The sequence below is a fragment of the Streptomyces sp. NBC_00287 genome, assembly GCF_036173105.1.
In the GTDB taxonomy this organism is placed as follows: Bacteria; Actinomycetota; Actinomycetes; order Streptomycetales; family Streptomycetaceae; genus Streptomyces.
The window spans coordinates 5,874,366-5,893,240 of record NZ_CP108053.1; the positions used below are offsets into that span (position 1 = coordinate 5,874,366).

General features: G+C 69.2%; 14 protein-coding genes. 10 read left to right on the top strand and 4 right to left on the bottom strand.

The window, feature by feature from the left end; all coding sequences use genetic code 11:
- Positions 1–171 precede the first annotated feature (171 nt).
- Both OHT76_RS26905 and OHT76_RS26910 read left to right on the top strand, forming a co-directional pair.
- Positions 172–1,626: a glycosyltransferase family 29 protein gene (locus OHT76_RS26905; RefSeq protein WP_328873421.1), complete on the top strand. Its 1,455-nt coding sequence runs from the start codon at positions 172–174 to the stop codon at positions 1,624–1,626.
- Complete coding sequence (locus tag OHT76_RS26910; RefSeq protein WP_328873422.1) at positions 1,623–3,947, top strand: glycosyltransferase; 2,325 nt, start codon at positions 1,623–1,625, stop codon at positions 3,945–3,947. Before OHT76_RS26905 ends, OHT76_RS26910 begins: the two co-directional genes overlap by 4 nt.
- Positions 3,948–3,994: 47 nt before the next feature.
- On the opposite strand, the gene OHT76_RS26915 is transcribed toward OHT76_RS26910, so the two are convergent.
- From OHT76_RS26915 to OHT76_RS26925, 3 genes are all read right to left on the bottom strand, one after another.
- Entirely contained in the window at positions 3,995–4,987 is a 993-nt protein-coding gene (locus OHT76_RS26915; protein ID WP_328873423.1) for a class I SAM-dependent methyltransferase, read from the bottom strand.
- A 140-nt stretch (positions 4,988–5,127) separates the two neighbouring features.
- A complete protein-coding gene (locus tag OHT76_RS26920) occupies positions 5,128–6,462 on the bottom strand; it encodes an alpha-2,8-polysialyltransferase family protein (protein ID WP_328873424.1) in 1,335 nt (444 codons plus the stop codon).
- Positions 6,462–7,448, bottom strand: coding sequence for a glycosyltransferase family 2 protein (locus OHT76_RS26925; protein ID WP_328873425.1), 987 nt, complete (start codon positions 7,446–7,448; stop codon positions 6,462–6,464). Before OHT76_RS26925 ends, OHT76_RS26920 begins: the two co-directional genes overlap by 1 nt.
- 198 nt (positions 7,449–7,646) lie before the next feature.
- Between OHT76_RS26925 and OHT76_RS26930 the strand changes: the two genes are divergently transcribed.
- The 4 genes from OHT76_RS26930 to OHT76_RS26945 all read left to right on the top strand — a co-directional run bounded on the left by OHT76_RS26930 (position 7,647) and on the right by OHT76_RS26945 (position 12,435).
- Complete coding sequence (locus OHT76_RS26930; RefSeq protein WP_328873426.1) at positions 7,647–8,993, top strand: DUF6716 putative glycosyltransferase; 1,347 nt, start codon at positions 7,647–7,649, stop codon at positions 8,991–8,993.
- A gap of 140 nt (positions 8,994–9,133) precedes the next feature.
- Positions 9,134–10,363 carry an N-acylneuraminate cytidylyltransferase gene (locus tag OHT76_RS26935; RefSeq protein ID WP_328873427.1) on the top strand — a complete coding sequence of 410 codons (1,230 nt, stop codon included), beginning with the start codon at positions 9,134–9,136 and terminating at the stop codon, positions 10,361–10,363.
- Positions 10,364–10,377: 14 nt separating this feature from the next.
- Positions 10,378–11,316 (top strand): N-acetylneuraminate synthase family protein, encoded by a 939-nt coding sequence (locus tag OHT76_RS26940; RefSeq protein WP_328873428.1) that lies wholly within the window; start codon positions 10,378–10,380, stop codon positions 11,314–11,316.
- A 48-nt stretch (positions 11,317–11,364) separates the two neighbouring features.
- Complete coding sequence (locus OHT76_RS26945; protein WP_328873429.1) at positions 11,365–12,435, top strand: hypothetical protein; 1,071 nt, start codon at positions 11,365–11,367, stop codon at positions 12,433–12,435.
- Here OHT76_RS26945 and OHT76_RS26950 read toward each other — a convergent pair.
- On the bottom strand, positions 12,432–13,097 hold the full coding sequence (locus OHT76_RS26950; protein WP_328873430.1) for a class I SAM-dependent DNA methyltransferase: 666 nt from the start codon (positions 13,095–13,097) through the stop codon (positions 12,432–12,434). The genes OHT76_RS26945 and OHT76_RS26950 overlap by 4 nt on opposite strands.
- Before the next feature lie 102 nt (positions 13,098–13,199).
- Here OHT76_RS26950 and OHT76_RS26955 point away from each other — a divergent pair, with 102 nt between their 5' ends.
- The 4 genes from OHT76_RS26955 to OHT76_RS26970 all read left to right on the top strand — a co-directional run bounded on the left by OHT76_RS26955 (position 13,200) and on the right by OHT76_RS26970 (position 18,776).
- On the top strand, positions 13,200–14,723 hold the full coding sequence (locus OHT76_RS26955) for a PH domain-containing protein (RefSeq protein ID WP_328873431.1): 1,524 nt from the start codon (positions 13,200–13,202) through the stop codon (positions 14,721–14,723).
- A 218-nt stretch (positions 14,724–14,941) separates the two neighbouring features.
- Positions 14,942–16,165: a M20 family metallopeptidase gene (locus OHT76_RS26960; protein ID WP_328873432.1), complete on the top strand. Its 1,224-nt coding sequence runs from the start codon at positions 14,942–14,944 to the stop codon at positions 16,163–16,165.
- 236 nt (positions 16,166–16,401) lie between these two features.
- On the top strand, positions 16,402–17,445 hold the full coding sequence (locus OHT76_RS26965; protein WP_328873433.1) for a BMP family lipoprotein: 1,044 nt from the start codon (positions 16,402–16,404) through the stop codon (positions 17,443–17,445).
- A 284-nt stretch (positions 17,446–17,729) separates the two neighbouring features.
- Complete coding sequence (locus OHT76_RS26970) at positions 17,730–18,776, top strand: BMP family lipoprotein (RefSeq protein ID WP_328873434.1); 1,047 nt, start codon at positions 17,730–17,732, stop codon at positions 18,774–18,776.
- The last annotated feature ends 99 nt before the right edge of the window (positions 18,777–18,875 follow it).

An 18,875-nucleotide genomic window follows, 5' to 3' on the forward strand; every position in this document is an offset into this window, starting at 1 on the left:
TGACCTGCCAACGATTAGCCCTGTAGTACCTATGAGTTCACCTGAAAGTCGTTTTGCCTTCCTAATTTTTCTCAGCATCCCCCCACGGATAATCAAACGGTTTCAAGATCCCCCCACCCGCCGGCAAACCGCGGCAAACACAGCATTGGCTTGGCGAATACCAGGAGTGCCATGACGAGGGTCCAGAACAGACGGGCACGTGCGCGTGGAGGGGAGCTGGACGACTGTTTGCGTGCCTGCGCGGTGCACAGCGGCAAAGTCGTCGGCAGCATCGACCGCCGGCGCATCGAACTCGCCGAGCAGCTCAGAAAGCTGCTCGTCGTATGGGGAACCACCCCCTCCGCCCCCGCACCCGCCCCGGCGACCGGCGCGACCGCGCTGCTCAAGCGCGCCGTGAAGGGCGCCGCGACCCCCGCCGCGGGTATCGGCAACGAACTGCTCGACGCGCTGCTCGCCGTCGCCAACCAGGCACTCAAGTGCGGCTACGACGACGAGCTGAACCTCGCTCTGGTGATCAGCGACACGGTGCTCGCCCAGCGCAAGAACTCCCGCGCCGGCTGGCGGCTGCGCGCCCGTCTGATGGAGACGCTCGGCGAGGACGCCGAGGCGCTGGACGCGTACGAGAAGTACCTCGGGCTCACCGACGACGACGGCTTCGGCGTCCGCGCCCGCATCGCGGGCCTGCGCACGGCGAGCGAGCGGGAGCGTGACCTGTTCGCCCTGCTGCGCCGACAGTGCCCGCGCGCCGAAGAGTTCACCCGCGGCGACGCCACCGCGATCTGGGCCGAGGGCCTCGCCGCGCACGCCGTCGGCGACTGGGCCGCCGCCGAACCCCGTCTGGTCGGTGCGCTGCTGGCCCTGGACGACGCCCCGGCGACGGACCGTCAGGAACTGCTCAGCCAGTACCTGGACCTGCGTATCGCCGTCGACACCGATGTCACCGCCCTCACCGAGGTCCTCGAGCTCTACGCCGAGCAGCGCCGCAGCCGGATGCGCGGCCCGGTCGCCGACCCGACCATCGGCGGCGTGCAGTGGATCAGCCTCGGCGAGTTCCGCAACCGGATCGCCGGCAAGTCGATCTGCCTGATCGCCAACTCCGGTCGGGTGGGCGCCAGTTCGATGGGCGCCGAGATCGACGCGTACGACCTTGTGGTGCGCTTCAACTCCTTCAAGATCGACCCGAAGCACACCGGCAGCCGTACCGACATCCACGCGACGATCCACAAGCACGGCTTCAACTGGGAGAAGCAGGTCGACACCCGGCTTGTCTTCGGCGGAGTCTCCGGCGACTGGAAGTGGTCGCTGCGCAACCGCCTGGTGCCCGGCGCCCAGACCCACCTCGGCGACGAGTCGCTGCGCTGGCCCGTGCGGAACATCGGCAAGCTCTCCACCGACGTCTGGTCGGGCATCCCGACCACCGGCTTCAACATGCTGTATCTGCTGGACTTCCTGGACGTCAGCCCGAAGCTCGACCTGATCGGCTTCGACTTCTACGAGAGCGGCGCCTACCGCGTGCAGGAAGCGATGAAGCTCGCCATCACCTCCGTGCACGAATACACCAGCGAGAAGGCATGGGTCATGGACCGGGCCCAGAGCGTGACGGACATGAGGATATCCCTGCGATGACCACGACCACCCTGTCTGCGACACAGGCTCCCGTCACCGACGCCACGGCCCTCACCGGCAAGCGGCGCATCGCGTTCGCCTCCTACGTCGACGAGAACTACCTCCCCGGCTTCCTCGTCCTGCTGCGCAGCCTCGCCCTGTCCAACCCGACCGTGTGCGAGGACTTCGTCGTCCTCTACGACGATCTGCGCCCCGCGTCGATCGCCAGGATCCGCGCCCTGCACCCGCGCATCGTGCTGCGCCGCGTCAACGACACGCACTACGACGCGTACAAGAAGGGCGACCAGGACAACTACCTGGTCCGCAAGGCGTACTTCATCCTCGATGTCTTCCGGATGCGTGAGTACGACACCGTCATCACGCTCGACACCGACATGGTCGTCCTCGGTGACCTGAGCGAGCTGCTGAAGCTGCGCGAGGGCCTGGCGGCCGTGTCGCAGTTCTTCTACGGGCAGCACAAGCTCAACTCCGGTCTGCTGGTCATCCAGCGCGAGTACCTGAGCGAGGAGTTCTGCGCCAAGCTGGACGCCACCGGGCGCAGCGGCGACTACGAACTCGACAAGCACGACCAGGGCATCCTCAACGCCGTCCTCGACGGCGACTTCATCCGCCTGGACCCGCGCTACAACTTCGTCAAGCGGCGCCTCTCCGGCGACCTCCCGGTCCCCGAGGACACCGCGATCCTGCACTTCACCGGCCGTCACAAGCCATGGCAGGGCGGTGAGTCCGGGTACAGCCTGGCCGAGGAGAAGTGGCGTGAGTTCGAGCTGTCGGACGCCGACTTCCACGCCGAGTACCTCGCCAAGCCGGGCGGCCTGCACCACGACCTGATCGTGCACTACGGCACCCCGCACGTCGCCCGCACCGGCGATGTCGAGACCGCCCGCAAGGTGGCCGCCGCGCACATAGCGACCGGCAACTACCAGGACGCCGTCGACATCCTGGAGAGCGTCCGCATCCCGCTCGACGAGGCCTGGCCGCACGAGGTCCTCGGCCACGCCCTGATGAGCGTCTCGCGCTACGACGAGGCCAAGGCGCAGCTCCTGCTGGCGACGGCCGCCCCCAACCGGGCCGCCACCGCCTACGCCCGGCTCGCCCAGATGGCCTGGGTGCACGGCGACAACGCCTCGGCGCTGCAGTTCGCCACGTCAGGCATGTCCGTCGACATCACCCACCGCTCCAGCCGGCTGTGGGCGCAGCGCGCGGCCTCCGTCCCGGCCCAGGAACAGGGCTCCCCCGAGGACCAGTTGGCGCATGTCGCCTTCTACATGGACCGCCAGGGCAACGCGGGCGACAAGCTCCTCCCGGAGAGTGTGCGCAGCGCCTTCGGCCCCGACACCACCTCCCGCCGCTGGCACTCCGTGCACGCCCACCGGCTGTTCGACGAGGCGGCCCTGGAGCGCGTCAACGCCCGGCGCGGACTGGTCATCGGCGGTGGCGGCCTGTTCATCCCGGACACCATGCCCAACGGCAACAGCGCCTGGCAGTGGAACGTCCCGGACGACTTGATGCGCCGTATCGACGTCCCGATCGCGGTCTACGCCGTGGGCTTCAACGCCTTCGACGGCCAGTCCTACCGCGCCGGCCGGTTCCGGGAGTCGCTGCGTCTGCTGGTGGAGAAGTCCGCCTTCTTCGGGCTGCGCAACCATGGCTCGATCGAGAAGGTACGGGCCATGCTCCCGGCCCACCTGCACGACAAGGTGCGCTTCCAGCCCTGCCCGACGACGGTGACGCGTCAGCTCGTGCCCGGCTGGCAGGACCCGGCGAGCCGCGAGGACACCATCCTCATCAACGCCGCCTACGACCGCGCGGGCCTGCGCTTCGGCCACGACTACAGCTACTTCCTGGCCCAGATGGCCCAGGCGGTACGGGACTTGGGCGAGCTGGCCGAGGTGCAGTGCGTGGCGCACTCGCTCGACGACGAGAAGATCGCCTTCGATCTCCGCCGCGAGCACGGCATCTCGCTGCCCGTCATCCCGATGTACGACTTCGAGAACGACGAGATCCGCGATCTGTACGCGCGCACCAAGCTGGTCATCGGTATGCGCGGCCACGCGGGCATGATCCCGTTCGGCTGCGGCACCCCGATCATCAGCCTGATCTCGCACCCGAAGATGGCGTACTTCCTGCGCGACATCGAGCGCCCCGAGTGGGGTGTCTCCGTCCACGACCGCCACCTGGCCGCCCGTCTGGTGGAGCGCTCGAAGGACCTGCTCCGTGACCACCAGGCGACCGTCGCCGATGTCCACGGCCGTCAGCAGGAACTGTGGAAGATCACCGAGGCGAACGCCGCGGACCTGAGGATCATCCTGGGCGGTTGAGCAAAAGGGTGAGCCCCCACTTGAACAAGCGGGGGCTCACCCGCACTTCACCGTCGTACGAGCCTCTTGGCCAGCTTGGTCAACAGCGAGCCGCCCTTGTCGGCGCCCCCGCCGTCCTTCTCGTACGCCGTCTTCAGCTGCTTGAAGTGATCGGCCCGGGTCCGGCTGAGGTACTCGTCGTCCGTCAGCTTCCGCGCGATCGACCAGGCCTGCTTGTGCCGCCCGTCGTAGTGGGCGACGTACGCCTTCGCCAGCTCCAGCACCGACTTGAAGGGGATTCCGCCGGTGTGGTCGCGGTCGATGCGGTCCTGCACGGCCGAGATCAGCTTCAGCTTCTCGTCGAGGGTGAAGGCGTCCTCGGAGATCCTCTTCAGCACGTCCTCGGGGATCGGCTTGGTCACCTCGAAGGCCAGCGTGGAGCGGATCGGCGGCCCGGCTATCTCGATGTACGGCAGCAGCGCGCCCGTGCTGTAGTGCAGCCACGGCAGCCGGGGCCCGGCGAAGTCCTGGTGCAGTACGACGGAGCCGGGCCGCAGCCGGGTCAGGAACCGCTCGGAGACACAGCGGAAGACCCGGGCCGTCTTGGCGATGTCGATGTGCAGAAACTCGATCGGGCTGGTGTCGTCCGGGTCCGAGGTCTGCCAGATGTCACCGGCGTGGATCTCCAGGAACGGCAGAAACGGCTCGAGCCGCTCGGTGAAGTCGTCCAGGAACGAGGTGTCGCCGTCCGCGGGCTTGGAGCCGGCCGAGAAGAACTTCTCCGTGGCGAAGGTGCCCTTGCCGACGTGGAAGAAGTCGTACGCGTGCAGCCGTCCCGTCTTCTCGTCGAACACGGGGCTGTCGCGCAACCCGAGCGCGAGCGCGTACGTGGACCCGCCGCCGCCCGAACCCAGCTCCACGAGCCGGTCCTCGCCGGCGAGGCGATGGCGGCCCAGGAGGTAGAGGAAACGCAGCTCCCAGGAGCTGACCTGGGAATAGGGAATGTCGTCCGGCAGCTTTACGCCGTCGAGCATGGGGTACAGCCGGCCGAGGTTCGTCATGAGTGCCTCACGGAGTCGGATGGGGCGGCGTTCCGTGATCCTAGGGATTCGAACGCCGCCCACACCATGTATTCATCGGTTTAATCCGACGGTGTGCCACCGTTTCCTCGGCAGTTCCCGGCAGTTCACCGGGTATTGGCCTACCGGCGCACCGCCTTCTTCAGCGCCTTGGCCCGCCGCACCACCCGGCGCGCGGTGGAATTGCGCGGCAGGAACGACAGTCGCTCCGGGATACCGCCGGGCAGGCCCAGCGAGGTGAGCCGCTTGCGCTTGAAATAGCGCTGGGTGCGCGGCTTGAAGTGCTCGGAGAGGTAGCGCTCGGCAGCCGGACGCAGGCTCGGATAGATCTGCGGCTGCATGGTGAACCCTATGGCGGTGACCAGCGCGCCCAGGGTCTCGGTCGGCACGGTCTGCTCGCCCTCGCGGTTCTCCAGGTCCGGAAGGACCGCGTCCGCCAGCACCGCGGGGATGCGGTTGCTGTTCTGGTACGGGGTCAGCCGGTCCAGCAGCGGCTCGGTGCCGATGCGGGCGACCGGGAGGTCGTAGAAGGCGGACGCCGTGAACAGCGCGGTCGAGAAGCAGCCGACGACCAGTCCGGGGCGGGACTTCTCGAACAGCACCTCGGCGAGCACGGGCGTGTCCAGCACGGTGAGCTCGACGCCCAGCTTCTCGGCCTCGGCCTCCAGGGCGCGGCTGTAGCGGGCCGGCGCCGTGGGGTGCGGCTTGAACACGATCGAACGGTGCCCGCGCTCCACCGCCCCGCGCATCATCCGTACATGCAGCTCCTCCTCGCCCTCCGGCGTGAGGATGTTCAGCGCGGACAGATACTGGCCGAGCAGCAGTGCGCAGTTGTCCGGGAGGACCGGCAACTCCTCTACGGCACCGGCGAGCTCGCCCATCACCTTCAGGAACGCCTCGGTCGGCACGACCTCGGCCGGCACCTCGAACTCGGTGAGCAACATCGGCGTGAGGCCGGGCACCAGGTCCAGGTGGAGCAGGCGCCGGACGCGGGTGCCGACCAGCGGGTCGAGCTTGTTGCGCGTGGGGCCGTAGCTCATCAGGCCGTCGGCGTAGACGTGCAGGGGGGCGCCGGTGAAGATCTGGGCGAGGGCGAGGGCCGGGTTGACCTGGATGGACTCCAGGACGATCTCCACCTGGTCGTCGCCCAGGCCCCACAGCAGCCGCAAGTACCGCTCGAACAGCGGGATGTCGTCCATGCGCGGTGACCAGGCGCCCGGGTGGAAGGGGCTGATGGCCTCGTTGAACGAGATCACACCGTCGAAGTGGTCACGCAGCGGTGCAAACCCGGGCATCTCGTCGACGGCCGGAGTGGTCTCCGGGCACGCGGAGTTGTTGAACACCAGCAGCAGCCGGCGGTCCGCCTCGGCGAAGCACTCCGAGTCCAGCGCGGCGGCCAGGGTGGCGGCGCCGTAGAGCGTGGAGACGCAGAAGATCTGGGTGGTCTTACGGGACATCACGCGGCCGCCTTCGCAGTGGTGGCCCGGCGCCGCAGCCGGCGCAGCTTGCTGGCCCGGCGCAGGTCCATGGTTTCGAGCACATCACCGAGCGCGTCCTGCGGCATCCGCTTTATGGCCGCCGCGCTCATCGCCCGCAGCTGCTTGGCCACGGCCGGTTCCCACTTGGACTCGTCCGAGAGGTGATGGGCGATGATCGCACAGTAGGTGCGCACCGCCTTGGGCAGCAGCTGGGCCGCCTCGGGATCGGCCGCCGTTTCCTCGATGACCTGATCGAAGGCACGGATGAAGTCGAGTTGACGGACGTCACCGATCTGGGTGAGTGAACCGGCAACACCACGTCGGTAGAAGACGCCGAGCAGACCCACCACGGCGAACGACTCCGCCTCGCGGTGCAGCTTCCAGATCCACGGCCGGTCCTCGGCCGTGCGCAGTCCGTCGGTGAAGTGCAGCAGCCCCTTGTCCAGCAGCCGCCGGTGGTAGGCGCCGGCCCAGGCGTAGGCGTAGTCGACGGAGGTCGTCCGGTCGGCGGGCAGGATCGCCGCGCGCGGGTCGAGGACCTCGCCCCGGCGGCCGTGGGGTACCCGGTGCACGGACCGGCCGCGGGCGTTGGCCTGGACATGGTCCGTGCGGATGAAGTCGCAGCCCAGCTCCTCGATGGCGCCGACCAGTTCGGCGAAGTAGCCGGGCGCGAGCCAGTCGTCGCCGTCGAGGAAGGTGAGGTACTCGCCGGTCGCCGCGTCCAGACCGGTGTTTCGGGCGGTGGCGAGTCCTCCGTTCACTTCGTGACGGATGTAACGCACGTGTGCGACATCCGAGAGTTGTTCGGCAGCGCGTTCGAGAATGGCGGGAGTTTCATCCTTCGAAAAATCGTCCACCAGGATGAACTCGAAGTCGCGCCGGGCGTTCGCGCGGAGGCTTCTGAGGGTGTCGGGGGCGTATTGCTGCACGTTGTAGAACGGCACGATCACGGAAAGCTTTGGCACCTGCAAAAGGTTAGGAGGGTGCTCGGCAGCGGAACTTGACGGCGCGCGTACGGCGGGTGAACTCAGTGTGTCGGAACGGTGCATGCCATGTACTTCCCGGGTTTTGACGGGCCAGTTCGGCTCGCGGTGGGATGTTGTTAACTTTTCGTTGATTCGTGGTTGGGCTATACCTAGGAAATGCTTCCTAGCGTCTTCTTCGTGCCAGCAAGTACAACGAAGCCGCCGCGCATTGCCGTCCTCGCGGACTCCGACACCCGCTGGAAATGGGGTGCGCTGACGGCGGGCCGCATCTCCCCGGGCCCGTCCATGGAAGCCGGAGCCGCAGGGGGCACGCAAGTCGCCCCTGCGCTCAACGGATTCCTGCTGCGCGGCCGGGCCACGCCCACCGCGCGCCAACTGGCGGAAGTCGGTGTGCAAGCCGACTCCCTGCGCGAGGTGACAGCGGTGGAGTTCCTGCGCTCGATGGCCGAGGAGGAGTACGACATCGTCGTACTCGCGCTCGTCGGCGGTGGCGTCCAGGCGATGCTGCACGGCCTGGCGCGGGTGTGGGAGGGCCACGAGAAGCGTCCCGTCGTCGTCACCGGCTATGTCGGCGTCGTCTACGAGAAGCTCGCCGACGGCCTGCTGCTGCGGCACGGCGCCGACCTCGTCCTCGCCAACTCCCGCCAGGACGCCGAGCGTTTCCGCGCGGTGTACGAGGGCGTCGGCGCCGACGCCTCGGCGGTGACGGAGGTGGCGCTGCCGTTCCTCGGCGGAGCCCCCTACGAGGGGGAGCACGACCCGTACACGGTCGTCTTCGCCGCGCAGCCCTCCGTCCCCGAGAACCGCAAGGACCGTACGTACCTGCTGAACCGCCTGGTCCAGCACGCGCGGCTGCACCCCGAGCGCGAGGTGCTGCTCAAGCTGCGCTCCAGGCCGGGCGAACACACCACGCACATCGAGGAGTTGCCCTACCAGAAGCTGGCACAGAAGCTGGACCTGCCGGCCAACTTCCGGCTGGTCTACGGGCACATGGGCGAGGTGCTCGACCGTACCGACCTGCTGGTCACGGTCAGCTCGACGGCCGCGCTGGAGTCGCTCCACCGCCGGATCCCCACCGTCGTGCTCACCGACCTCGGGGTGCGCGAGATGCTCGGCAACCACCACTTCATCGGCTCCGGCTGCCTCGCCTCCTGGGACCAGCTGGACGAGGGACACAGTCCGGCCCCCGACGAGGAGTGGGTGGCCCGCCAGGGCGTCGCCGCGGACGGGGGGTACGAGACCGCGTTCGACGCGGCGCGGGAGCGGATCGCGAAGTTGCGGGCCCTGCCCGGGGGGTTGGCGCCGCTGACCCCGTACTACACGCCCGCGACGGCGCCGGGTTACTTGCCCGGCATCCTCGCTCGCCACCATCTCGGGCCCGACGGCAGTCCGCTGCCGGGCGCTCCCGCGCATGACAAGGACCCCGGGCCCGTCCGGCAGATCGTGCGCCGAGCTGCCCGTGGTGCCTATCGGCACGGGGTGCAGCGGGTGGCGCCTGTTATCCGGCGGATGGGGGAGCTGTGACCGGCCGTCGACCGTCTGCCGCGCCGTCTGGGCTTGTCGCGCCCCGCGGCGGAGCCGCTGATCAACACAGCCCCGCGCCCCTGTCGGGCGGCTTCGCCGCCCTCCATAGCTCTGCGAACTCTGCACAAGGAGTGCAACCCATGTCCGACTCCCCGGCCAGCGCCGGCGCCTCTGTGCGGCGCGTGCTCGCCGTCATTCCCGCGCGCGGTGGCTCCAAGGGTGTGCCCGCCAAGAACCTCGCCCCCGTCGGCGGTGTTCCGCTGGTCGCCCGCGCGGTGCGCGAGTGCCTGGCCGCCCGGATCGTCACCGATGTCGTCGTCTCCACCGACGACCAGGCCATCGCCGCCGCCGCCCGCGCGGCCGGAGCGGAGGTCGTGCTGCGGCCCGCCGCCATCGCCGGTGACACCGCCACCTCCGAGGCCGCCGTCCTGCACGCCATGGACGGCCATGAGGCCCTGCACGGCTCCCCGGTCGACGTGGTCCTGCTCGTGCAGTGCACCAGCCCCTTCGTGATCCGCGAGGACATCGACGGGGTCGCGGCGGCGGTCGTGGAGAACGGCGCCGACACCGCGGTCACCGTGGCCCCCTTCCACGGCTTCGTCTGGCGCGACGCCGAGGAGCCCTCGGAGGGCGGCGTCGGTGTCAACCACGACAAGGCCTACCGCCCCCGCCGTCAGGACCGCCCCCAGGACTACCTGGAGACCGGCGCCGCCTACGCGATGGACGCGGCCGGCTTCCGCAAGCACAACCACCGCTTCTTCGGCCGTACCGAACTGGTCCGCACCGACCCCGCGCGCGTGCTGGAGATCGACGATCCGCACGACCTCGCTCGGGCCCGCGCCCTCGCGCCCCTGTTCGACGCGGACCGCCCCGGTTCGCTCCCGACCGCCGCCGACATCGACGCGGTCGTACTGGACTTCGACGGCACCCAGACCGATGACCGGGTGCTGATCGACACCGATGGAAAGGAGTTCGTCTCCGTGCACCGCGGAGACGGACTCGGCATCGCGGCCCTGCGCAAGAGCGGCCTGAAGATGCTGATCCTCTCCACGGAACAGAACCCTGTGGTCGCCGCCCGGGCCCGGAAGCTGAAGATTCCGGTCCTGCACGGCATCGACCGCAAGGACCTCGCACTCAAGCAGTGGTGCGAGGAGCAGGGCATCGCGCCTGAGCGCGTGCTCTACGTCGGCAACGACGTCAACGACCTCCCGTGCTTCGCCCTCGTGGGCTGGCCCGTGGCGGTCGCGAGCGCCCACGACGTCGTGCGCGGCGCCGCACGCGCGGTCACCACCGTCCCGGGTGGCGACGGCGCGATCCGAGAGATCGCCAGCTGGATCCTCGGCCCCTCTCTCGATTCCCTCACCAAGTAAGGACAGTTCCTGCCATGAGCACCAACTCCCGCATGCGTCAGTTCGGTTCGAAGACCGCCGGCCCGGGTCACCCCGTCTACGTCGTCGGCGAGATCGGCATCAACCACAACGGCGACCTCGAGAACGCGTTCAAGCTGATCGACGCGGCCGCCGAGGCCGGCTGTGACGCCGTGAAGTTCCAGAAGCGCACCCCGGAGATCTGCACCCCGCGCGACCAGTGGGACATCGAGCGCGACACCCCCTGGGGCCGCATGACCTACATCGATTACCGCCACCGCGTGGAGTTCGGTGAGGACGAGTACCGCCAGATCGACGAGTACTCCAAGTCGAAGAACATCGCCTGGTTCGCCTCCCCGTGGGACACCGAGGCCGTCGCCTTCCTGGAGAAGTTCGACGTCCCGGCGCACAAGGTCGCCTCCGCGTCCCTGACCGACGACGAGCTGCTCCGCGCCCTGCGCGCCACCGGCCGTACGGTCATCCTGTCGACCGGCATGTCGACCCCGAAGCAGATCCGCCACGCGGTCGAGGTCCTCGGCTCGGACAACATCCTGCTGTGCCACGCCACCTCCACCTACCCCGCGAAGGCGGAGGAGCTCAACCTCCGGGTGATCAACACCCTTCAGGCCGAGTACCCGAACGTCCCGATCGGCTACTCCGGCCACGAGACGGGCCTGCAGACCACCCTCGCCGCGGTCGCCCTGGGCGCCACCTTCGTCGAGCGTCACATCACCCTCGACCGCGCCATGTGGGGCTCGGACCAGGCCGCGTCCGTCGAGCCGCAGGGCCTGACCCGCCTGGTGCGCGACATCCGCACGATCGAGGCCTCCCTCGGCGACGGCGTCAAGAAGGTCTACGACTCCGAGCTCGGCCCGATGAAGAAGCTGCGCCGCGTCCAGGGCGTCGTCGCCGAGGCCGAGATCGCCGCGGCCGCCGGCGAGCCGGTCTCGGTCTGAGTCACCCCCCCCCCAGAAAATCGCCTACGACGGGACGGTCGTACGTAGATGAGCCCCCGCGCCGGGAACGCCGGCACCCGCACTCTCGCGTTCGTCGAGAGTCCGGTACAGCTGCTGAATGTGCTGGAGTGGGCGCATGCCCAGGAGCAGGCGCTCGGCGCGGGGCTCACCCTCGTGGTCCTGTCCCCGATCGACCCGATGACCCGCGGCCAGCTGCGACGCATGTCGGAGCTGGCCCGTGAGGAGGGGCACGAGGTGCGCTGGGAGGAGGCGCGGGGCGGCGCGGCGGCGCCGTTCCAGACGATCGGTGGCCTGGCGGGGACGCTCCGCAAGGCATCGCGCGTGGTCCTGGGGGACCCCTTCTCCCGCTATGTCCAGCTGCTGCTGACGATCACTCGCGCCCGTGACCTGGTCGTGGTCGACGACGGCACGGCGACGATGGAGTTCGTCGCCCAACTGGCCCGTGGTGAACGCCTGGTGCGCTGGCACCGCAAGGGCGGCCGCCCGGGCCCGCGGGACCTGATCCTGGCCCCGGCGTCCTCGGCGGCCCGCCGCCGACTGACGCCGGGGGAGAACCGCAGGGTGGAGATCTTCTCCTCCATGCCGATGGAGGAGACCCTGCCGGGCCTCGCGATGTCGACGAACGACTTCGCCTGGACCCGGGCCCGCTTCGGCCCGCCCCGCATCGGCAAGGGCGCGGACATGGTGGGCACCTCGCTGGTGGAGACGGGCGTGGTGGACGCCGACCGCTATGTGGAAGCGGTCCACACCCTGGCCAAGGCCCACGGCGCCACCCGCTACTTCGCCCACCGCCGCGAGAGCACGGAGAAGCTGCACCGCCTGGCGGTAGAAACGGGCCTGGAAATAGTCCGCCCGGACCTCCCCCTGGAACTGATCGCCCGTCGGGGCCCGATCGGCAAAACGATCCTGAGCTTCCCGTCCACGGTCGTCCACACCCTGCCGCTGGCCCTGTCCGGCACGGACGTCAAGGTCGCGGTCTGCGACATCGACCCCACCTGGCTCACCGACCACGCCTCACCACGGGCCCAGGGCTTCCTGTCCGGGGTCACGGGCTCGGCCAAGGACGTGCACCGGCTGGCGGCGGTGACGGCGGTCTAGACGGGCTTACGAGCCAGCAGGAACGCCCGCGCCATCTTCTCCTCACCCACGGGCTCCCGCACCACCCGCGCCTGCACGACAAGGCCCGCCTTCCTCAGGTGGGCCGTCACCGTTTCCGGGGTGCGGATGTAGTAGTGCAGGGAGATGTCCTCGCCGAAGCGTTCCGTGAGGTGGATGAGCTCGTCGGCGTCCGCCGTCTGAAAGGACAGCAGGACATGGCCACCGGGGACCAGGACCCGGTGGAACTCCGTGAACGCGGCCGTCAGACGGTCCGTCGGGATGTGGATGACCGAGTAGAGGGCGGTGATACCGCCCAGGGTCTCGTCGGGCAGGTCCAGGTCCGTCATCGTGCCGATGTGGAACCGCAGATGCGGGTGCGCCTCGCGGGCCAGGGCCACCATGCGCGGCGAGACGTCCACGCCGAAGACCTCGACGCCCAGGCCGTGCAGACGGGCGGTGACATAGCCGGGACCGCTACCCAGATCGCCCACCGGGGCTCTGGTGTGCTCACCGACCTGCTCGGCGAAGGCGGTGAGGAGGGCCTTCTCCAAGGGGTGGTGGCCCAGACCGTCGGGGTGGCGGTCGGTGTAGGCGGGGGCTATCGCGTCGTACGACGTGCTCGTGGCCTGTATGAAGTCCGTGTCCGTGCTCGGGTCCGTCACGTGGCCGCAGCCTAGGCGACCCGCGCGGCGGCCGTCGGCAACTTCACCGAGCCGAAAACTGCCGGACACCCCACAAGTGTGGCCCGCCCTGGACACGTCAGGATGGCCGGTGTGAATGGTGAAGTCATCCTCCGGTCCCGCTGGCGGCGGGCCCTCCGGGTCGTCGTAGGGATCATGGCGGCCGGGGTCCTCCTCGCCGCCCTGGGTCTCGTCCTGGGAGGTCCGGTTCCGCTCGTCGCAGTCGGCGCGCTCTGCCTCGGCATCGGTCTCGCCGCGCTGCGCTCCGCCTCGGCCGAGGTCCGTGCCGACGCCCGCGGCATCGCCACCCGGCGCCGGACCGTGCCCTGGACGGACATCGCCGACCTGCGCGTACGGGTGAAGACGTGGCCCCGGGGCGAGCAGTCCCGGCATGTCCTCCTAGCACTGCGCGACGGGCGCGAGCGGCAGCTGCCCCTGCCCGTGGGGTGGGGCAGCGACCGGGACTTCGACACCGACCTGGACGCCCTGCGCGCCCTGCACCATCGTCACGGCACCCCCGAGTCGGACCGCCTCGTCATCGTCTCCCAGCGCACCGCGGGACGCGGCTCGGTCTGGTCCCCGGTCCTGTGCGTCCTGCTGCTCGCCGGAGCGGGGCTCGCCGCCTGGCTCGTGCCGCATGTCGATGCGCACGAACGGGAGTGGGAGGCGGCCGTACCGTGCACGGACACCACGCCCGCCGCCGACCGGCGCGAGTGCCTGTCCACCCTCCCGGCCGTGATCGAGCGGGCCGACAACGACGGGCCGAAGGGGAGTGGCCGACTGTTCTTCGCAGACGATCAGCCGATCGACCGACTCCGAGTCTCACGGGAGGCCGGCCTGGAGTTCCGGCCCGGTGACAAGGTCGAGCTCACCGTCTGGCGCGGCGACATCATGGAGGTCGCGGGGAGCCGTTACGTCTGGCGCGAGCATGTCTCCCCGCCCGGCGACCTGGCCGCCATCTCCGCCGGACTCGCCCTCGCCGCGGGCTACCCCGCCGCCCAGATGCTGACGCGCCGGCGCGGGCGTCGGCTCCCCGACGACGAGGTCCTTCCGTCGGCCCTGCCCTTCGCGGCCGTCCTCGTGGGGACGGGCATGTGGCTGCTGCCCCTGTGCTATCTGCACCCCACGACCCTCTTCGACTCCCCGAAGACCGTCATCTGGGCCGCCGCGGGCACCGCCGCCACCCTCGCCATGACCGCCTGGGCCTGGCGCGCCACCGGCATTCGCACGCCCGCGGAGACCGGGGCGGACACCGAGCAGGAGGAGGTCTTCCTCCCCGCCCGCTTCCTGGAGTCCACCGACTACAACCCGCACGGCTTCGGCACCCACATCGCCCTCGGCGGCGACGAGCCGCCCGCGGTGACGCCGGGACCCGGGCGATACGCGGCCCGGGTCATCCCGGCCCGGCGGCTCACCGTCAAGGAGGTACGGCGAGCGCGCGGCAGCGACGGCGACACCGTGCCCCGGAGCTGGCACATCGCCGACCTCGACGACGCCGGGACCCCGGTCCGGCTGGCCGCGGCCCCGGCCGACCTGACCTGCATCCTGGGCGCGCTGGAGGCCGTACGAACGCTCGAGGGCGCCTCGACGCCGGCTTCCGACAGGTGAACAGAACCGACGCGGCTGTCTGTGGCGTGGTATGGGTTGGTAGGAGAGCGGATGGGTGCTTCATGATCGACTCGCCGAAAAGTGAGGGAGTTTACCCATCCCAACCCACACCTATGCGTCTGGCGGCCAGTTTTTCTTCCCCTAACGGGCTGAACTTTTGTTGATCGAGGGGCAGTTGGCCACCCGGGCGTCCTACCCTTCAGAGGGTGAAGCAATTGATGTCCGTAGAGTCCGAGGCCGATCTCCCGGGGGAAGCCGGGGAAGCACTGCTTCCCGGCACGCTGCCCGAGGCGCTGCGTGACGAACTCGTCGCCTTCCGCCGTGACTTGCACATGCACCCCGAGCTCGGCAACCAGGAGTTCCGTACGACCGCCGCGATCAAGGAGCGCCTGGAGAAGGCCGGCCTCGAGCCGCGGGTGCTCGCGGTCGGGACCGGGCTCGTCTGTGACATCGGCAACTGGGACGACGGGCTGCCCGCGCTCGCCCTGCGGGCCGACATCGACGCCCTGCCCATCCCGGACGCCAAGACCGAGTGCCCGTACCGGTCCACCGTGCCGGACCGGGCGCACGCCTGCGGGCACGACGTCCACACCACCGTGGTGCTCGGCGCCGGTCTCGTCCTCGCCGACCTGCACAGTCAGGGCCTGCTGCCCCGGCCCGTACGGCTGATCTTCCAGCCCGCCGAGGAAGTGCTGCCCGGCGGCGCCGCCGATGCCATCGACTGCGGGGTGCTGGAGGGCGTCGGGCGGATCGTCGCCGTGCACTGCGACCCCCGGGTCGACGCCGGCCGGATCGGCATCCGCGAGGGTGCGATCACCTCCGCCTGTGACCGTCTGGAGATCGCGCTGGACGGCCCCGGCGGCCACACCGCGCGCCCGCATCTGACCACCGACCTGGTCACCGCGGTCGCCCGAGTCGTGACCGACGTGCCCGCGCTGGTCGCCCGGCGCGTGGACACCCGTAGCGGACTCGCCGTGACCTGGGGGCGGATCGAGTCCGGCCACGCCCCGAACGTCATCCCGCAGCACGCCGAGCTCTCCGGGACCGTGCGCTGCCTGGACATCGACGCCTGGCGGCAGGCGCCCGACATCCTGGTCGCCGCGATCGACGAGGTCGCCAACCTGCACCGGGCCAAGTCCGAGATCAACTACGTCCGCGGGGTACCGCCGGTCGTCAATGACTCCGGCATCGCGGAGCTGCTCCGGGACGCCATGATCGCCCGCCGGGGCGCCGACTCCGTGGAGACCACCGAGCAGAGCCTCGGCGGCGAGGACTTCTCCTGGTACCTGGAGCACGTCCCGGGCGCGATGGCCCGCCTGGGGGTGCGCACACCGGGCGAGCGGACGGTGCGGGACCTCCATCAGGGCGACTTCGATGTGGACGAGCATGCGATCACGGTGGGCGTGGAGCTGTTCACGGCGGCGGCGCTGATCGATCTGTAGGTCCGTTCCGGTTGCGGGTCGAGCGGACCGGGTGGAGTCTGGCGGCATGGCGTTCAGGCATGCGCGCTGATGTCCTGGAACATGCCTTTTGAGCCGGTGGTTCACGGGGACGTAACCGGCCATCGGCACGAATGGATAACGGCCACGCGGTACCCCGTTCCCAGGAGTGTCTACGCGCGTTAATGTGCGCCGAACTCAGCACCCACTGCGGGGCTTGGAGAATGGGGAACTTCACGATGCGTCGGACATCCAAACTGACCCGCGTCGCGGTGGGGGTCGCGTCGATCGCGCTCGCTGCCACGGCCTGCGGTGGTACCAGCGACAGCGACAGCTCCTCCGAGAAGGAGGACCTCGGTCTCGCCATCGCGTACGACATCGGCGGCAAGGGCGACCAGTCCTTCAACGACGCCGCGTACGCCGGCCTGGAGAAGGCCCAGAAGGAGTTCGGCTACAAGACGGCCGACGTCGAGCCCACCGAGGGCGAGACCGACGCCGACAAGGAGCAGCGTCTGGCCTCGCTCGCTCGGCAGGGCTACAACCCGGTGATCGGCGTCGGCTTCGCCTACGGCCCCGCGATGGAGGCCGTGGCCAAGGACTACCCCGACACCACCTTCGGCATCGTCGACTCGGTCGTCGAGGGCGACAACGTCGCCTCCCTCGTCTTCGCCGAGGAGCAGGCCTCCTACCTCGCCGGTGTCGCCGCGGCCAAGGCCACCAAGACCAACACGGTCGGCTTCGTGGGCGGTGTGGACATCCCGCTGATCCACAAGTTCGAGGCCGGCTACAAGCAGGGTGTCGCGGACACCAACTCCAAGGTCAAGGTCGTCTCGCAGTACCTGACCCAGACCGCGGAGGAGGGCGGCTTCTCCAGCCCCGACAAGGGCAAGGCCGCCGCCGAGGGCCAGATCGAGAAGAACGCCGACGTCGTTTACCAGGCGGCCGGTCTGTCCGGTCAGGGCGTGATCGAGGCCGCCGCCAAGGCGAAGGTCTGGGCGATCGGTGTCGACTCCGACCAGTACCAGCAGGAAGCCCTGTCGGCGTACAAGGAGTACATCCTCACCTCCGCGCTCAAGGACGTCGGCGGCGCGGTCTACGCCCTCGCCGAGTCCGTCAACAACGACGAGCCGCTGACCGGTGTCCAGACCTTCGACCTGAAGGTGAACGGCGTCGGCCTCGCGGAGAGCAACCCGAAGATGGCCGAGATCGCGGGCCTGACCGACGCGGTGGCCAAGGCGAAGGAAGAGATCATCGCCGGCACCATCAAGGTCAAGACGGAGTAGTCGCAGCCGCCCGATCGGGCCAAGCGCGTCAAATCGCCTGAAGCGGGCGGGTGTCCAGCACACCCGCCCGCTTCTGCGTTCGAGGCAGAGGTCACCCACCGCCACCCGTCGTTTGCGGTCGGCAAGCCTCTGGGCACGGCTCGAGTGGTGTTGAGCACGGCCGCATAACAAGGTGGACAGAAGGGGTTTTCAGGCAGGTCTACGCGCGTTAATCTGCGGCGAAGCCAGCGCCGAAGCTGTGAAGCACTAACCGTCCGGCGCTTGTACGACTAGGAGCACCTCACATGCGCCGGATTTCCCGGATCACGGTCGCAGGCGCAGCGACCGCCTCTCTGGCCCTCGCGCTCTCCGCCTGCGGCGGCACCTCGACCGAGAGCTCGTCCGAGTCGAAGGGCGACAAGGGCCTGGCCATCGCGTACGACGTCGGCGGCAAGGGCGACCAGTCCTTCAACGACGCGGCCTACGCCGGCCTGGAGCAGGCGCAGAAGGAGTTCGGCTACGAGACGCAGGACGTCGAGCCCACCGAGGGTGAGACGGACGCGGACAAGCAGCAGCGCCTGGAGTCGCTCGCCAAGCAGGGCTACAACCCCGTCGTGGGCGTCGGCTACGCGTACGCCGCCGCCGTGAAGGGTGCCGCGGAGAAGTTCCCGGACACCACCTTCGGCATCGTGGACGACTCCACCGTCGAGGCGACGAACGTCGCGGACCTGGTCTTCTCCGAGGAGGAGGCCTCCTACCTGGCCGGCGTCGCCGCCGCCAAGAGCACCAAGACGAACGTCGTCGGCTTCGTGGGCGGTGTGGACATCCCGCTGATCCACAAGTTCCAGGCCGGCTTCGAGCAGGGCGTCAAGGACACCAACTCCAAGGCGAAGGTCATATCCCAGTACCTCACGCAGACCGCGGAGGAGGGCGGCTTCTCCAGCCCCGACAAGGGCAAGACGGCCGCCGAGGGCCAGATCGAGAAGAAGGCGGACGTCGTCTACGCGGCCGCCGGTCTTTCCGGCCAGGGCGTCATCGAGGCGGCCGCCGCCAACAAGGTGTGGGCCATCGGTGTGGACTCCGACCAGTACAAGCAGGAAGCCCTCGCCAAGTACAAGGACTCGATCCTCACCTCGGCGATGAAGGACGTCGCCAAGGCGGTGTACAACCTGGCGAAGTCGGTCGAGGACGGCAAGCCCGAGACCGGTATCGTTCGTGGCGATCTGAAGACCGGCGAGGTGAGCCTGTCGAACTCCAACCCGAAGTTCGCGGACAATGCCGAGCTCCAGGAAGCCATTGAGACGGCCAAGGAGAAGATCATCAACGGCGAGATCAAGGTCAAGAGCAGTTGAGAAGCAAGGGGGTGTCTCATGGATCAGGCCGGCTGTAGGTAACGGCGCGCCGCAACCGAGCCGAGCGGGGTCTGGTGCGTGCAGCTGCAAGGCGGAGGA

Excerpts from the sequence above, each read along its gene's own strand:
- OHT76_RS26910 (WP_328873422.1), top strand. The coding sequence starts at position 1,623 with ATGACCACGACCACCCTGTCTGCGACACAGGCTCCCGTCACCGACGCC.
- OHT76_RS26965 (WP_328873433.1), top strand. The coding sequence starts at position 16,402 with ATGCGTCGGACATCCAAACTGACCCGCGTCGCGGTGGGGGTCGCGTCG.
- OHT76_RS26970 (WP_328873434.1), top strand. The coding sequence starts at position 17,730 with ATGCGCCGGATTTCCCGGATCACGGTCGCAGGCGCAGCGACCGCCTCT.
- OHT76_RS26945 (WP_328873429.1), top strand. The coding sequence starts at position 11,365 with ATGAGCCCCCGCGCCGGGAACGCCGGCACCCGCACTCTCGCGTTCGTC.
- OHT76_RS26920 (WP_328873424.1), bottom strand. The coding sequence starts at position 6,462 with ATGTCCCGTAAGACCACCCAGATCTTCTGCGTCTCCACGCTCTACGGC.
- OHT76_RS26955 (WP_328873431.1), top strand. The coding sequence starts at position 13,200 with ATGGCCGGTGTGAATGGTGAAGTCATCCTCCGGTCCCGCTGGCGGCGG.
- OHT76_RS26905 (WP_328873421.1), top strand. The coding sequence starts at position 172 with ATGACGAGGGTCCAGAACAGACGGGCACGTGCGCGTGGAGGGGAGCTG.
- OHT76_RS26960 (WP_328873432.1), top strand. The coding sequence starts at position 14,942 with ATGTCCGTAGAGTCCGAGGCCGATCTCCCGGGGGAAGCCGGGGAAGCA.
- OHT76_RS26940 (WP_328873428.1), top strand. The coding sequence starts at position 10,378 with ATGAGCACCAACTCCCGCATGCGTCAGTTCGGTTCGAAGACCGCCGGC.
- OHT76_RS26915 (WP_328873423.1), bottom strand. The coding sequence starts at position 4,987 with ATGACGAACCTCGGCCGGCTGTACCCCATGCTCGACGGCGTAAAGCTG.
- OHT76_RS26935 (WP_328873427.1), top strand. The coding sequence starts at position 9,134 with ATGTCCGACTCCCCGGCCAGCGCCGGCGCCTCTGTGCGGCGCGTGCTC.